Below are 14287 nucleotides of genomic sequence, written 5' to 3'. Positions count from 1 at the left end.
GGGTGGAGCACACACGATGGGGGGGCCATGGGGGAGACCGAGATCGAGCTGACACCGGCCAGCGTCCTGCAGCGCCGGGTGGAGGCCCGCGCGCGCCGGTACCGGGGGCGGATGTACGTGGCCGTGCGCGAGCAGGCGTTGGAGCTGGACGAGGTGGCGCAGGCCATCGTCCGGCGGATCGACGGTACGTCGACGCTGCGCGGGATCGCGGCCGTGGTGGCGGAGGAGTACGGCGTCCCGGCCGAGAACGCCACCGGCGACACGGTCGAGTTCGCCGCCCAACTCCTCGCGCACGGCGTGGTGGAGGTCGTCCCCGGGTGATCCCGAAGCAGCCCCCGGGTGGCCCGGGGTGACCCGGGCGACGCTCCCGGGAGGCTGTCGTCCCCCGCGTCACGGCCGGTGCCGCCACCACCCCGGCGGCCCGGTTCCGTACGGGTAGGGCACCATGGCCATGCCGTACAAGAACGTGAACATTGACGTTCTCAAAGAGAACAGTGTTCACTCATACCGAACAGGGGTGGGCCCGTGGTCGAGTCGGTCAAGCGCGCCGTACGCATCATCAAGGAGCTGACGGGGGCCTCCCCCCGGCTGGGAGTCACCGAACTCGCCGACCGGGTCGGGGTGTCGAAATCGGCCATGCACGGCCTGCTCCGCACCCTGGAGTCGGACGGCCTGGTGGTGCAGGACCAGGAGTCGGGCAAATACCGGCTGGGGCCCGCCCTGGTGACCTTCGGCAACGCCTACCTGGACACGCACGAGCTGCGCACCCGCGCCCTCACCTGGTCCAATCTGCTGGCCACCCGGACCGACGAGGCGGTCTGGGTGGGGGTGCTGGTCCATGACGACGTCCTCGTGATCCACCATGTGTGCCGGCCGGGGAACGTGGCGCAGCCGCTGGAGACCGGGGCCACGCTGCCCTGGAACACCACCGCGCTGGGCAAGGCCATCGTGGCCTTCTCCCCCGAGGAGCTGCGGACCAGCCTGCTCAGCCGCCCGCCCGCCGCCCTGACCGGCCACTCGGTGACCGAACCCGAGGTGCTGGAAGCGCAGTTGGCGCAGGCCAGAGAGGTCGGCTACGCCGTGGAGAAGCAGGAGGCGACGCTCGGTGACGCGGGCATCGCGGCCCCCGTCTTCGACCGCACCGGGTGCGCGGCGGGGGCCATCGGCCTCGTCGGCCCCGTCGAACGCCTGCTGGACGAGCGGCACCGGCAGGGCTGTTCGATCGCGACCCGCGAGACGGCCCGCAGCCTCTCGCGCGAACTCGGCGCCCACCGGTTCGGCAACCGGATCGCCTCCTTCTGAACCACTCCCCCGCCCGGTCCGCCGGTCGGCATGGCGAAGCCGCCACCGCCCATCACCACGTCCCCCGTCACGCTCGACCCGCCCTGTCCGCACTGTTCTTGCCCCGCTGCCGCCGCCCCGGCCCGCCCCCTCCCGCCCCGTCGCGGGACCGGCCGGAACCGGTTCCATCGGGACCCCGGCCGGGCGGCCCCGACCGACACTACCCACGCTCCACGCCGGCCAATCCCGGCCGATTCCAGGAGCCCCTGCGCATCCGGTCCGTCCGGGTTCGGTGAGGGAGATGCAGGTACGCCCCCCGGCAACAGCCGTTGCTTGACACGCCATTTGGACCGCGCCTAGCTTTCGAGCAAGCGTTCTGCACCGAAGAACATCGTTCGATTCAATGTTCCGGCAGGCGAGTCGGCCGCTCACCCCGAGCGGCCGCGGGTGGAGGGGGCCACCGTCAGGAAGCCGACCGACCGCGCCGGAACGCAGCACGCCGTTCCCGAAGCAACCTCACCCGGCGGCCTGCCCGTCTTAACGACAGGGTCGTTCCACGGACGGGGCCGGAGAGCAGCCGATGACCACGGCAGAGGGAGGACAGGTGGACTCCGCACCGACGCAGACATGGCTGCGTGCAGCGGCAGTACGCATCGACCGACAGCAGGAACCACCCACTCGACAGGACCTGGCCCACAGCGACGGTGGCCACGGTGACGACACGCGGTGCGGCTTCCCGGCCGCCCGCGTTCTCCGCCCGCTCACGACCGCCCTGGAGAGGACATGACCCACCAAGGCAATCCGTTACCCCCGCTGCGGCGGACGAACAGCACCCTCCCGGAGGCCAGGGTGCCCGGCCCCCGCGTCCCCCTCCCCGGCGCGGGCCGGTTCACCTGGCTCGCCCCGATGGCCCTGTGGCCGCTGGCCCGCCGGCATCTGCCCCGCCCGGCGGTCCGTCCGCAGGGCGGCGGCAGCCAACGGGCCGACGACGAGGCGACCTTCGCCGCCATCCTGTTCGTCCTGGTCAGCGGCGTACCCTGGCGGGCCCTGCCCCGGGCGTTCACGGTGTCCTGGCAGAACACCCATCGCCGGTTCACCCAGTGGAGCGCGGCCGGGCTGTGGGACCAGCTCCGGGAGAGCGCCCACCGGCAGCACACCCCGGGGCAGTCGCGCGAGCTGGTGCAGTGGGCGGAGGCCGTCTGCGAGCTGGCCGAGGAGCGGCTGAACCGGACGGCTCCCCCGTCGGCGGGCCCGGCGGCGGCCGCGCGGCGGGCCGGGAGCCTGCAGCCCCATCTGCGGGTGCGCGAGCCCGACGACTTCACCGTCCGCCTCTTCGGACCCGGCCGGGACTCGGCGTGGTGACCCCGGCCGGAAGCGCCGGACTGACCGGCTGCCTGGAGGAGATGGACCGCCGCGGGCTGATCCCGGACGGCTGCCTCGCGGTCTGCTGCGTCGGACCCGCCGCACGCGGCTGGGCCGACGAGGGCGGCACGTACGACTTCCATGTGGTCTCCACCGGTCCGTGGACCGGCGAGGGCGCCCGCGCGCTGCCCGTGGGGCTCGATCCGGCCGAAGTCCCTTCGGTGGCGCTGTCGGTGGCGGGCCGGCGCTGGGAAATCACGTACTGGCTGGAGGGCCAGGTCCGGCAGGTGCTCGCCAAGGTCACCCGGGAGCGGTTCGAGGGGGGCGGCTCGGCGGTCGGGGTGCTGACCGACGCCGAGGAGCTGTTCCTGGAGCGGATGAGCGCCCCCCTCGCGCTCAGCGGCACGGAGTGGGCGAAGGAGTGCAAGCGGCAGATCGACGGCTCCGCGTTCCGGGCCTTCGTGACCACCCGTTCGCTCGCCGCGGCCGACCGCGCCATCGAGGACGCGGGGCGCCGGCTGGCCGCCCGGGACGTCCCCAGCGCGGTGCTCGCGGCCCGTTCGGCGCTGGGTCACACGGTGGACGCGCTGCTGGAGAGCGAGAGCGACTTCGGCTCCCGGGCGCCGCGTCGGCGGACCCGGCGGCTGCGGGAGACCCGGCCGAGGGCGCTGCCGTTCGCGGAGTACTGGGCGATGGAGACCATGCGCTCCTACGACCCGGCGCGGCCGGAGGAGTGGGTGACGACGGTGGTGCAGCGCTGCCGGGACCTGGCGTTCGAGGTGGAGATCTCCTGAGAGGGGCCGGGGTGGTCCGGGGTTCCCGGACCACCCCCTCCGTCAGCCCGTCGAGTCCGCCGACTGGGGCGCGCGGTCGGCCTGTCCGTCCTTCGGCTCCCCGTCCTCCGCCCGCCCGTCCGGACCGTCGGCGCCCGGATGCTCGCCGTCCGGGCACCAGGTGGCCCGGGAGAAGCGGGCGGCGACCATCAGCACGCTCGCCGCGGCCAGCGCCGTCCCGGCGGCCAGCCAGGGGGTGCCGGGCGAGCGGCCGGCCGAGAGCACCCCGCCGATCTGCGGTGCCGCCATGAAACCGACGTTGACGCCCGCCGAGTACAGGCTCACATTGCGGTTGATCACCGTCGGGGCGGAGAGCTGGGAGACATAGCTGAGCAGGGCCGGGAAGACGATCATCTCCCCGCAGGTCCAGAGCAGCGCGATCACCGCCAGCAGCGGCCCGCTGGAGGTGAGCCCGGTGAGGGCGAACCCGGCCGCCGCCAGCACGTAACCGATGAGCAGCGACCGCAGATGGGACATGTTGACCATGGCCTTGTTCAGCGGCACCTCGAACAGCACGATCGCCGCCGCGTTGACGACGAAGACGACGCTCACCCAGTACGCGGGCAGCCCGATGCCCTCGATGATGTACGTGCTCAGCAGGATCGGCGGCAGCGCGTACGCGATGTGCACCGGCAGGGCCAGGACGAACAGGGTCCAGAACCGGGACTCGTCGCGGACGGTGGGCGAGAGCAGCCTGCCCGGTCCGGCCGCCTCGGCGGTGGTGGCCGACCGGGTGGAGGCGGAGCGGCGCAGCAGCACCCCGGCGGCGGCGAGGACGCAGACGGCGTTGACGTAGAACAGCGCCTGCGGGGCCACCGTGAAGAGCAGACCGCCGACGGCCGGGCCGAGACCCATGCCGAGGTTGATCGCCAGCCGGTTGCAGGAGAAGGCGATCTTCCGCTGCTCGGCCGAGGAGCCCGCCACGACCTGCGCGTAACTGGCGGGCGTGTAGATCTCGAAGGCCATGCCCCACAGCAGGGTGGCGACGAGGAGCGCGGGCACGGCGGAGAGCGCGGGCACGACGGCCAGCACCAGGGCGTAGCCGACGCAGCCGCCGAGCATCACCGTGACCGGCCGCAGCCGCCCCAGCAGCACCCCCGCCCCCACGTCGGCGATGAGCGCCCCGAGGCCGAAGGCGCCGACGACCAGGCCGACCTGCTCGACGCCGTAACGTTCCTGTCCGAGCAGATACGCGCCGAGGAAGGGGAAGGCCATCGTCCCCGCCCGGAAGAGCAGGGTGGAGACGAACAGGGCCCGCAGATCGCTGTTGAGCCCGGCGACCGTGCGGAACGTACCGCGGATCATGACCGATCGTGCTCCGCCTCGACGGTGAAGATCTGCTCCGTACGCTGCCGGGCCAGCTCGTCGACCTTGGCGCGGAAGGCCCGCTGGTCGCTCTGGCCCCGCTCGAAGCACTCCAGTACGCCGTCGCGCGCGAGGTACGAGGTCAGCGGCCGGGAGACGTCGCCCACCTGGGCGGTGATGTAGAGGCCGACTTCCTCGGGGGTCAGGTCGTGGACCGGCTTGACCTCGGTGATCGTGCCGGGGGGCGCCTTGAGGAAGGCCGTGGCCCCCATGCCGGTGGGCTCCGCGGTGACGGCGGGGAGCCCGTCGAGGGTGTCCGTGTACGAGCCGAAGTGGAGGTCGTAGGGGCTGAAGCCGTAGACGCGGTCGATCAGGTCCATGATCCCGTCGCCGCCGGGCCGGGCCGCCACCTCGACGACGCTCAGCCGGTCGCCGTCGACCAGGACCTCGACATGGGCCAGTCCGTGGTCGATGTCGAGCGCGGCGCAGGCCGCCAGGGCGACCCGGCGCAGCTCCTCGTTGCCGGAATCGGCGCTCGGCACCAGTTGGCCGCGCTCGCTGAAGTAGGGGGCGCCCGCCTTGGACTTGTCGGTGACGGCGACGACGGTCCGTTCACCGCGGTGGTTGGCGACCTCGACGGAGACCTCGTGGGTGGAGGTGACGAACTCCTCGGCCTGGAAGCGGCCGTCCTCGAAGCCGTACAGCGGGGCGATCTCCAGCAGGGAGTCGCGGCAGTAGACGTACGCCTCGTCCAGCTCGTCGGGGCCGTTGACCCGTACGGTGCCGACGTTGCCGGCGAAGTCGCGCGGCTTGAGCACCAGCGGGAAGTCCAGCTCCCGCGCAGCCTGGTGGAGTTCCTCCAGGGTGCCGAAGAGGCGGTGGCGGGCGCAGGGCACTCCGGCCGCCTCGAAGGCCGCCTTCATCGTGTGCTTGTCGCGGACCTTGGCCAGGCAGGCGTCGGAGAGCCGGGGCAGGTCGTAGTGGCGGGCGACGGCGACGGAGACGTGCACGGTCATCTCGATGATCGGCACCACCGCGCCGGGCCGCAGCCCGGTCTCGCGCTCGAACTGCTGGACGGCTTCGAGGGCCTGGCGCTCGTCGTAGTAGTCGGCGCGCAGGACGTGGTCGAAGAAGCGGTTGGCGTTCTGCGCGGCCGGGGTCTCGCTCATCCCGATCACCGGGCCGGGGTAGGTCCGCAGCGCCGAGACGATGCCGCGTTCACGGAGCAGGATGTCGGAGCCGAGCAGCAGCAGGTAGCGGTCGCCGTTGGCATGGGCGCGCGCGAGATCGAACACGAGAGTTCCCCCATTTTCCGAAAGAAGACTTCGACAGAAGACGGCGTGCCGCAGAGGGGCGAAGGCCGCTTTTCGCGAAAGGCCGCGCGGGTCGTGCGCGGGTGGCTGTGGCGGCCGGTCGGGTCACGGCCCGCCACGGGGGCGCCGCCGCCGGGTGGAACCGGCGGCGGCGCCCCCGTACTCGGTCGTCCGAAGGTGTCGGACCGAGGGTCGGTCCGAGGTCGGTACGAGGTCGGACCGACCGGTCAGTAGCGGTAGTGGTCCGGCTTGAAGGGACCTTCGATGTCCACACCGATGTAGTCGGCCTGGACCTTGGTGAGTTCGGTGAGGTGGGCGTCGAGGGCGGGGAGGTGCAGGCGCGCCACCTTCTCGTCCAGGTGCTTGGGCAGGGTGTAGACGTCGGTGCCGTAGTTCTGCGCCGGGTCGAAGAGCGAGATCTGCGCCAGGGTCTGGTTGGCGAACGAGCAGGACATCACGAAGCTCGGGTGGCCGGTCGCGTTGCCCAGGTTGAGCAGGCGGCCCTCGCTGAGCACGATGATCGAGTGCCCGTCGGGGAAGGCCCACTCGTGGACCTGCGGCTTGATCTCGGTCTTCTCGATGCCCGGCACCTGCGCGAGGCCGGCCATGTCGATCTCGTTGTCGAAGTGGCCCACGTTGCCGACGACGGCGTTGTGCTTCATCCGGGCCATGTGGTCGGCCATGATGATGTCGCGGTTGCCGGTGGTGGTGATGAAGATGTCACCGGTCTCGACGACCTGGTCGAGGGTGACGACCTTCAGACCGTCCATGGCCGCCTGGAGCGCGCAGATCGGGTCGGCCTCGGTGACCACGACACGCGCGCCCTGGCCGCGCAGGGACGCCACGGCGCCCTTGCCGACGTCGCCGTAACCGCAGATCACGGCGAGCTTCCCGGCGATCATGACGTCGATGGCGCGGTTGATGCCGTCGACCAGCGAGTGGCGGATGCCGTAGCGGTTGTCGAACTTGCTCTTGGTCACCGCGTCGTTGACGTTGATGCCGGTGAAGAGGAGCTTGCCCTCCTTGCCGAGGCGGTAGAGCCGGTTGACGCCGTTGGTGGTCTCCTCGGTGACGCCGACGATGAACTTCGCCATCTCCGAGTACTTGCCCGGGTTGTCCACGAGCGAGCGGCGGAGCACGTCGAGGATGATCCGGTGCTCCTCCGGATCGTCGGCGAGCGCGTCCGGGACGGCGCCCGCCGCCTCGTACTCGGCGCCCAGGTGGACCAGCAGGGTGGCGTCACCGCCGTCGTCCACGATCGAGTGCGGGCCGGAGCCGTCGGGCCAGGTCAGCAGCTGCTCCAGGCACCACCAGTACTCCTCCAGCGTCTCGCCCTTCCAGGCGAAGACGGAGCTGCCCCTGGGCTCCTCCACCGTGCCCTCGGTGCCCACGACGACGGCCGCGGCCGCCTGGTCCTGGGTGGAGAAGATGTTGCAGCTGGCCCAGCGGACGTCGGCGCCGAGCGCGGCGAGCGTCTCGATCAGGACGGCGGTCTGGATGGTCATGTGCAGAGAGCCGGCGATGCGCTTTCCGGCCAGCGGCTGCTGCGGGCCGAACTCCTGCCGCAGGGCCATCAGTCCGGGCATCTCGTGCTCGGCGAGACGGATCTCCTTGCGGCCCAGCTCGGCGAGTGAGAGATCGGCGACCTTGAATCCTCCGACCGACCCGGCACTGTCCGCGGTCAACGCAACAGCCATGCTGTCATTCTCCCTGTCTGGAAATGCTGGTGACGAAACGTCAGCGGCTTTTGGGCCCAACTCTCTCATGTGGCTTCGGAACGAGCATGCCATTCCCGCTCGCGAACGCGATACCTCGGCCGATTACAGATGGCCGAATCGCGCCAGTAGTTCCGGGAGTGTCGCCCCCGCGTTCATCAGATCGCGTACCGTCCGCTCCTTTGCCAGCAACTCCCTTGTGGACACGGCGACTTCCTCCGCCGCGTCGGGCGGCACGACGGCCACGCCGTTCTCGTCGGCGACCACGATGTCACCTGCCCGTACGGTCACCCCGTCGATCGACACCGGCACGTTGACCTGCACGACACCGTCCAGGTGGGCGGGCGGGCAGCGGCGCGGCTGGGCGGTGCGGTACCAGACGGGGAAGCCGAGGTCGCGTATCTCGTCCACGTCCCGGACGGCCCCGTCGACGACGGCTCCGGCGATCCCCGCCAGCTGAGACAAAGTCGTCATCAGGCCACCCCACATCGCCATCCCGGTGATCCCGTGACAGGCCAGCACGATGACGTCCCCGGGCCGGGCCAGGCCGAGCACCGGGAGGATGTCGACCAGGTCCTTCTCGGAGAGGTCGATGGTCAGGGCGGGGCCGACGACCCGGTGGGCGGGGTTCACGGTGAGCAGCCCGCCGATGGCGCCGATACGGTCCCCGGCGTCGGCGGCCAGGCAGCTCGGGCTGTACTCGGGGAGCAGCAGCTCGCGCAGGGCGTCGATGCCGGGCGGGGCGGACGGCGGCTCGGTGGACCGGGTGGGCTGGGTGGGCATGGAGGGGCCCTTCTGCTTCATGAGGGTGGAAAGGAAGGGGACAGCGGTCGGTGGTCGGCGCGCGGCATCGGGGCCGTGGGGCGGTGGTCAGCGCGCGGCGGTGGTGCCGATCGCCTCGGCGAGGACGCCGGACAGATTGCGTACGCCCTCGGCGATCTGCTCGTCGGGCACCCGGCTGAACGCCAGGCGCAGGCTGTTGGCGCCCTGCTCCTCGGCGTAGAAGGCGCGCCCGGGCACATAGCTGACCTTGGCGGCCAGCGCCCGTTCCTGGAGCGCCACGGTGTCGACGTTCCCGGGCAGGGTGAGCCAGCTGAAGAAGCCGCCGTGCGGCCGGGTGTACGCGACCTCCTCGGGCAGATGGGCGGCGAGGGCGTCCGTCATCACGTCCCGGCGGCGCCGGTAGAAGGCCCGGGAGGCGGCGATCTGGCGGTCGAACCCGCCGGACCTCCCGTAGTCCTCCAGCAGCAGCTGCCCGTAGGCGCCGGTGCACTGGTCGGTGTTCTGCTTGGCACGGGCCAGTTGGGCGGTGAGGCGGGCCGGGGCGACGACCCAGCCGAGCCGGATGCCCGGGGTGAAGGTCTTGGCGAAGGTGCCGACCTGGGCCACGACGTCGGGGGCCAGCGCCCAGAGGCTGGGGTGGCGCTCCCCGTCGAAGCCCAGCTCGCGGTAGGCGACGTCCTCGACGATGAGGAACCCGTACCTCCGGGCCAGCGCGATCAGGGCGTGGCGGCGCTCCAGCGAGAGGGTGAGGCCGGTGGGGTTCTGGTGGTCCGGGACGAGGTAGAGGAGCTTGGGCGCCGGCCCGGTGGAGCCGCGCAGCAGCTCGGCCAGGGCGTCGGTGTCCAGCCCGTCGCCGTCGACCGGCACGGTCTCCACCCGGGCGAGCTGCCGCTGGAAGCCGACGAGGGCGCCGAAGAAGGTGGGGCCCTCGACCACGGCCCGGTCGCCGGGGTCGAGGAGGCTGCGGGTGATGAGGCCGAGGCCCTCCATCCCGCCGCTGGTGATGAGCAGTTCGCCGTCGGCGGGCGTCCGCCCCTCGGCCCGCCCCAGCCAGCCGCTGAACCAGTCGCGCAGTCCGGGGAGCCCGGGGGTGGGCCCGTACTGGAGCGCGGCGGGCTGCGCGAGCACCCGGGCGTGGCTCTCGGCCAGCGCACGGGCGGGGAAGGTGTCGGGGTGCGGGAAGCCGCCCGAGAGGGCGATGGCGTCGGTGGCGCCGGACTGGTTGAGGATGGCGGTGATCTGGTCGCCGGTGTCGCTCGCCACATGACGGGCGAACAGCCGGTCCCAGCTCCGGACGCCGAGGCCGGCGGGGCCGGGGGCAGTGGGGCCGGGGTCGACGGGGCCCGGGTCGGCTGGGCCGGGATCAGTGGGGCCGGGGTCGGCGAGGTCGAGGTCAGCGGGGCCGAGGTCAGCGGGCATGTGCGGGCCTCTCTTCACGGTCGGTGCCGGGGTTCGGGTCACGGCGGGGGCCGGGGGCTTGGTGCGGTACGGGAGCGGGCGCGGGGGCTTGGTGCGGTGCGTGCTCCCGTACGGCGGTGGGTTCGGGGGTCTGGGGCGGTGTGCGATCCGGTACGGGGGCGGGTGGGGGGGCTTGGGTCGGTACGGGGGCCGGGGCGGGTGCCTGATCCCGTACGGAGACGGCCCTCGGGTCACCCGCCGGCGTCGGCGCCGGTCCCGCCAGGGCGCACAGGTCGCGGCGGTAGTGGACGAGCGGGCCGCCGGAGCCGAGCCACAGCCCCTCGACCTCACCGACGAACAGGGTGTGGTCGCCCGCCCGGTGGCTCTGCCGGACCCGGCAGGCCAGGTGCACCAGCGCTCCCCCGACGAGCGGGAGGCCGTCGCGCCACTCCAGGGACACCGCCTCCGGGGACTGGGCCCCGCCGGCGAAGTGGTGGGCCACCGGCCCCTGTCCGGCGCCCAGGATGGACACCCCGTACCGGCCGGAGTCGTCGATGCGCCGGTGGGAGCGGGCGCGGGTGGAGATCGAGACCAGGACGAGCGGGGGCTCCAGGGAGACGGACGTGAAGGCGTTGGCGGTCATGCCGTGGGCGTGCGGCCCGTCCGTCCCCTCGGTGGCCGTGGTGACCACCGTGACCCCGCTGGCGAAGTGGCCGAGGGCCCCGCGCATCCGGTCCGGTGTGGCGGCGAGCAGCGCGGTCCCGTCCGAGGCGGCGGCAGCGGCGGCCGTCCCCGGCCGGTCCGGCACGCCCCGCGCCTCGCCCCTCACCCCGCTCAACGGCCCAGGACGAAGGCGAATTCGTCCGGGTCGAACATGTCGTCGCGCCGCCAGCCGTCCAGGTCGTACTCGTCCATGCACGCGTCCACGAAGTCCTTCAGCGCCCCGGCCTCGCCGGAGTCCTGGTAGGCCCAGAGGGTCTGGAACCTGACCGCCTCGTGGTCGCCGCCGTAGTTGCGCTCGTACAACTCGTGGCGGCCGCCGAACTCGGTGCCCACCGCGTCCCAGAGAAGCTTCAGCAGCTTGACCCGGTCGATCGCCGGGATGCCGCCGGAGCCGCGCAGATACTGGTCCAGGTACGGACGGATCTCCGGGTTCTTCCAGTCGGAGGAGTGCGAGTTGAGGTAGATGAGCCCGCTGCCCAGGGACTGCTGGATGATCTCCTTGATGCGCGGGTAGCCGACGCCCATGAAGGTGCGGTACGCCATCCCGTACCGCACATTGGGCTGGACGGCCCCGCCCACCCACGGCACCGGGTCCTTGGCCATGGCGTCGGAGAGGCCCCAGAAGAGGTCGCGCCAGTTGAGGATCTCCCCGACCTGCGCCTGGACCCCGCGGAAGCCCGCGGTGCCGGTCATCTCGACGGCCTTCATGACGCAGCCCGCGATGAAGTCCAGCTTCACGGCTAGCCGGGCGCAGCCGTGGAAGGTGAAGCGGTCGACGAAACCGGAGCCGTTGGCGAAGGAGTTGGCCGCCTCCGCGTCGTACATGAAGACGTTCTCCCACGGGATCAGGACCTGGTCCATCACCATGATCGCGTCGTTCTCGTCCAGCCGGCTGGAGAGCGGGTAGTCGAAGGGGCTGCCCATGACCTGGGCGGTCATCTCGTACGACGTACGGCACAGCAGCTTCAGCCCCGGGGTGTCCATCGGGATGCTGAAGACCACGCCGAACCGCTTGTCCTTCAGGGGCAGGCCGTAGTGGGCGACGAAGTTGGCGTTGGTGAGCGCGGAGCCGGTGGCGACCACCTTGGCGCCCGAGACGATCAGCCCGGCGTCGGTCTCCCGGTCGACGTGCACGCAGACGTCCGCGGTCTGGTCGGCCGGCTTGTCGCGGTCGATCGGCGGGTGGACGATCGCGTGGTTGAAGTAGAGGACCCGCTCCTGGGCGCGCTTGTGCCAGGCGAGCGCGTTCTCCTTGAAGGGGCCGTAGAAGTCGGCGTTGGCGCCCAGGGTGCCGAGGAAGGACGCCTTGTAGTCGGGGGTGCGGCCCATCCAGCCGAAGACCAGGCGCTGCCAGCGCACGATGGCGTCCCGGCTGGTGATCAGGTCCTGCGCGGTGTGCGGGGTCTTGAAGAAGGGGTGCGTGAAGCCGCCGTTGCCGGTGTCGGTGGGGACGCGGAGCACGCCTTCGGCCTCGGGGGCGTGCAGGGCGTCGTAGAGGCGGGCGACGGAGCGGGCGCTGTTGCGGAAGGCGGGGTGGGTGGTGACGTCCTTGACCCGCTGGCCGTGGATGTAGATCTCCCGGCCGTCGCGCAGCGAGTCCAGGTACTCGTCGCCGGTCATCGGGCGCACGTCGTTGGGTCGGTGGGCGGCTGGGGTCGGCGGGGCGACGGGCTCGGCGGTCATGTCTCCTCCAGGGAGCTTCCGGGTCAGGGGTCGGGAGGTGTACGGGGTGCCGGACGGCGGACGGTCGGGCGCCGGGCGCGCCGGGCAGTCGGGCGCCGGACGACGGACGACGGACGACGGGGCGTCAGGCGCTGAGTACGGCGTCCTCGGTGACGGGCAGCGGCGGACCGTCACCGGCGCGGATCGCCTGCACGATGTCGTGAGCGCGGTCGACGATGGAGGGGAGCCCGAAGGTGAAGAACAGGCTGCCCGCGGCCAGGTCACCGAGCGCGTAGAGACCGGGGTGGGCCCGGCCGCCGGTCAGCAGCCGGCTGGTGGCCCGCTCCGTCACGACACCGCCGCGCGGGTGGAGTTCGGCCAGCCCCTCGGAGACCAGCGAGGTGACCAGCGACTGGGCGCGGGCGGGCAGCCCGCCGGGCGCCGGGTTCACCGCGTTGATCAGCCGGTCGGCCCGGAGCGGCGGCGCCCCGTCCCCCGTACGGAGGGCGAAGCCGCCGCCGGGCGTCGGCTCCACGGCCCGTACGTCGGAGACGATCCGTAACTGCCCGCTGTCGACCATGCCGAGCAGGGCGGTCGCGGTGGTCGCCGGCATGGGGCAGCACAGGCTCATCATCGAGCGGTAGTGGTCGCGGAGCAGCTGTCTGCGGTCGGCCTCCGGGAGCAGCGGCCAGACGTCGGGGCCGGTGGCGGGCACCGCCTGCTGGAGGATGCGCAGCCCCCGGTCGGGCGAGTCCACCTCGGACAGGTGCCGGCGCAGCCGCTTCACCGGGTCCTCGGCCTCCGCGGCGGCGGTGATCTCCCGTGCCACGGCGGTGAAGTCCTCGCCCGCGTCCGCGAATTCGGCCCTCATGAGGTCAACCACCTGGCCCAGGGTCACCGTCTCCCCGCGCCTGGCCGCCCCCCGGAACCAGTCGGCCGTGAAGTGCTTCAGGGTGTGCGGCCGGGCCGTCTGGCGGACCCGGGGGAGCACTCCGCTGCGCGAGGCCAGCAGGACCTGGCCCCGGTGCCCGCGGGCGAGCAGCGAGAGGACGATGTCGACACCGGTCAGCCCGGCACCGATGACGCCGACGTCGGCGTCGGCACCGATCTCCCCCAGGGTGCGGGCCAGCGGGTAGGCGTCGGGCAGATAGCCGTCCCGGCCGGTCAGCCCGTACGGGTCGCCGGGCCGGCCACGGCCCACGCAGAGCACGGTGTGGTCGACGGTGAGACTCTCGCCGTCGCCGTGGAACAGCCGCACCCGGCCGCCGGGGGCGGGCTCGGCGGCGGTGACCTGCTCGGGGACGACGTCGACCCGCCACCCCTCGTTGCGCAGCCGGGCGACGGCCTCGCGGGCCGACTGCTCCAGATAGGCGCCGTAGGTGGCGCGCGGGATGAAGCGGAGCCCGTTGATCGGGTCGACGAAGTCGGGTCCGGCCATGCCGAGCACCGCGTCCCGGGCGGCCAGCCAGCCCGGGAAGTGCTCCGGGTCCCCGAAGCGTACGGACATCCCCCCGGGGGCGATGTTGACCCGGACCGTGTCCAGGTCCGGCTGGTAGGGCCGGCCGCGCCACAGATGGGGCGAGGGCTCGAAGACAGTGACTTCGCCGGGGGCCGTCGAGGCCTCGGCGAGCGCGTCGAGCAGACAGACGGCGGCCGCCCCTCCCCCGATCACGCCTATGGCGGCATTCCGGCTCAGCTGTCTTGAGCCCATGGTTAACACGTCCCCTCGGAGTACTGGTGACCAGCAAGAGAAATACGGAAGGAAAGCGGAGCAGGCAGAGACAAGGCATCGGAAAGAAATCAACAAGGAGAAGAGGGAAAGGGAGATCAGCGGCCAATGGGCGGCCGATGGAACGGAATCCACGGAACCGCCCTGCACAGGCCGACGGCCCGCAGGCTTCGAGGCCGAGCG

12 protein-coding genes are annotated in these 14287 nt (G+C 72.2%); 4 read left to right on the top strand and 8 right to left on the bottom strand.

Annotated elements, in window-relative coordinates; all coding sequences use genetic code 11:
• Window positions 1–27 precede the first annotated feature (27 nt).
• The 4 genes from DJ476_RS24780 to DJ476_RS24765 all read left to right on the top strand — a co-directional run bounded on the left by DJ476_RS24780 (window position 28) and on the right by DJ476_RS24765 (window position 3437).
• Window positions 28–321 carry a PqqD family protein gene (locus DJ476_RS24780; protein WP_070203962.1) on the top strand — a complete coding sequence of 98 codons (294 nt, stop codon included), beginning with the start codon at window positions 28–30 and terminating at the stop codon, window positions 319–321.
• Window positions 322–525: 204 nt separating this feature from the next.
• Entirely contained in the window at window positions 526–1302 is a 777-nt protein-coding gene (locus DJ476_RS24775) for an IclR family transcriptional regulator (RefSeq protein ID WP_103416394.1), read from the top strand.
• Between the two features lie 762 nt (window positions 1303–2064).
• A complete protein-coding gene (locus DJ476_RS24770) occupies window positions 2065–2643 on the top strand; it encodes a transposase (RefSeq protein ID WP_103416395.1) in 579 nt (192 codons plus the stop codon).
• Window positions 2637–3437: a hypothetical protein gene (locus DJ476_RS24765; protein WP_103416396.1), complete on the top strand. Its 801-nt coding sequence runs from the start codon at window positions 2637–2639 to the stop codon at window positions 3435–3437. Before DJ476_RS24770 ends, DJ476_RS24765 begins: the two co-directional genes overlap by 7 nt.
• 42 nt (window positions 3438–3479) lie before the next feature.
• Here DJ476_RS24765 and DJ476_RS24760 read toward each other — a convergent pair whose 3' ends face one another.
• The 8 genes from DJ476_RS24760 to DJ476_RS24725 form a co-directional block, all read right to left on the bottom strand.
• Complete coding sequence (locus tag DJ476_RS24760) at window positions 3480–4781, bottom strand: MFS transporter (protein ID WP_112491602.1); 1302 nt, start codon at window positions 4779–4781, stop codon at window positions 3480–3482.
• Complete coding sequence (locus DJ476_RS24755) at window positions 4778–6076, bottom strand: ATP-grasp domain-containing protein (protein ID WP_103416398.1); 1299 nt, start codon at window positions 6074–6076, stop codon at window positions 4778–4780. The genes DJ476_RS24760 and DJ476_RS24755 overlap by 4 nt, the downstream gene beginning before the upstream one ends.
• Before the next feature lie 245 nt (window positions 6077–6321).
• The gene (ahcY, locus tag DJ476_RS24750) at window positions 6322–7791 is read right to left on the bottom strand and encodes an adenosylhomocysteinase (protein WP_070203969.1); all 1470 of its coding nucleotides are present in this window, start codon (window positions 7789–7791) and stop codon (window positions 6322–6324) included.
• A gap of 123 nt (window positions 7792–7914) precedes the next feature.
• The gene (locus tag DJ476_RS24745) at window positions 7915–8592 is read right to left on the bottom strand and encodes an RraA family protein (protein ID WP_318294786.1); all 678 of its coding nucleotides are present in this window, start codon (window positions 8590–8592) and stop codon (window positions 7915–7917) included.
• An 87-nt stretch (window positions 8593–8679) separates the two neighbouring features.
• Entirely contained in the window at window positions 8680–10011 is a 1332-nt protein-coding gene (locus DJ476_RS24740) for an aminotransferase-like domain-containing protein (protein ID WP_112491600.1), read from the bottom strand.
• Window positions 10001–10798, bottom strand: a complete 798-nt coding sequence (locus DJ476_RS24735) for a flavin reductase (RefSeq protein WP_318294785.1) — start codon at window positions 10796–10798, stop codon at window positions 10001–10003. The genes DJ476_RS24740 and DJ476_RS24735 overlap by 11 nt, the downstream gene beginning before the upstream one ends.
• A gap of 26 nt (window positions 10799–10824) precedes the next feature.
• Window positions 10825–12396 (bottom strand): 4-hydroxyphenylacetate 3-hydroxylase family protein, encoded by a 1572-nt coding sequence (locus tag DJ476_RS24730; protein WP_103416400.1) that lies wholly within the window; start codon window positions 12394–12396, stop codon window positions 10825–10827.
• Between the two features lie 124 nt (window positions 12397–12520).
• Window positions 12521–14086: an FAD/NAD(P)-binding protein gene (locus DJ476_RS24725; protein ID WP_103416401.1), complete on the bottom strand. Its 1566-nt coding sequence runs from the start codon at window positions 14084–14086 to the stop codon at window positions 12521–12523.
• Window positions 14087–14287: the final 201 nt, after the last annotated feature.

Source organism: Streptomyces bacillaris, from assembly GCF_003268675.1.
Classification (GTDB): domain Bacteria; phylum Actinomycetota; class Actinomycetes; order Streptomycetales; family Streptomycetaceae; genus Streptomyces; species Streptomyces bacillaris.
The sequence above is the reverse complement of the archived record's forward strand: the minus strand, read 5'-3'. Positions and strand labels throughout refer to the sequence as shown.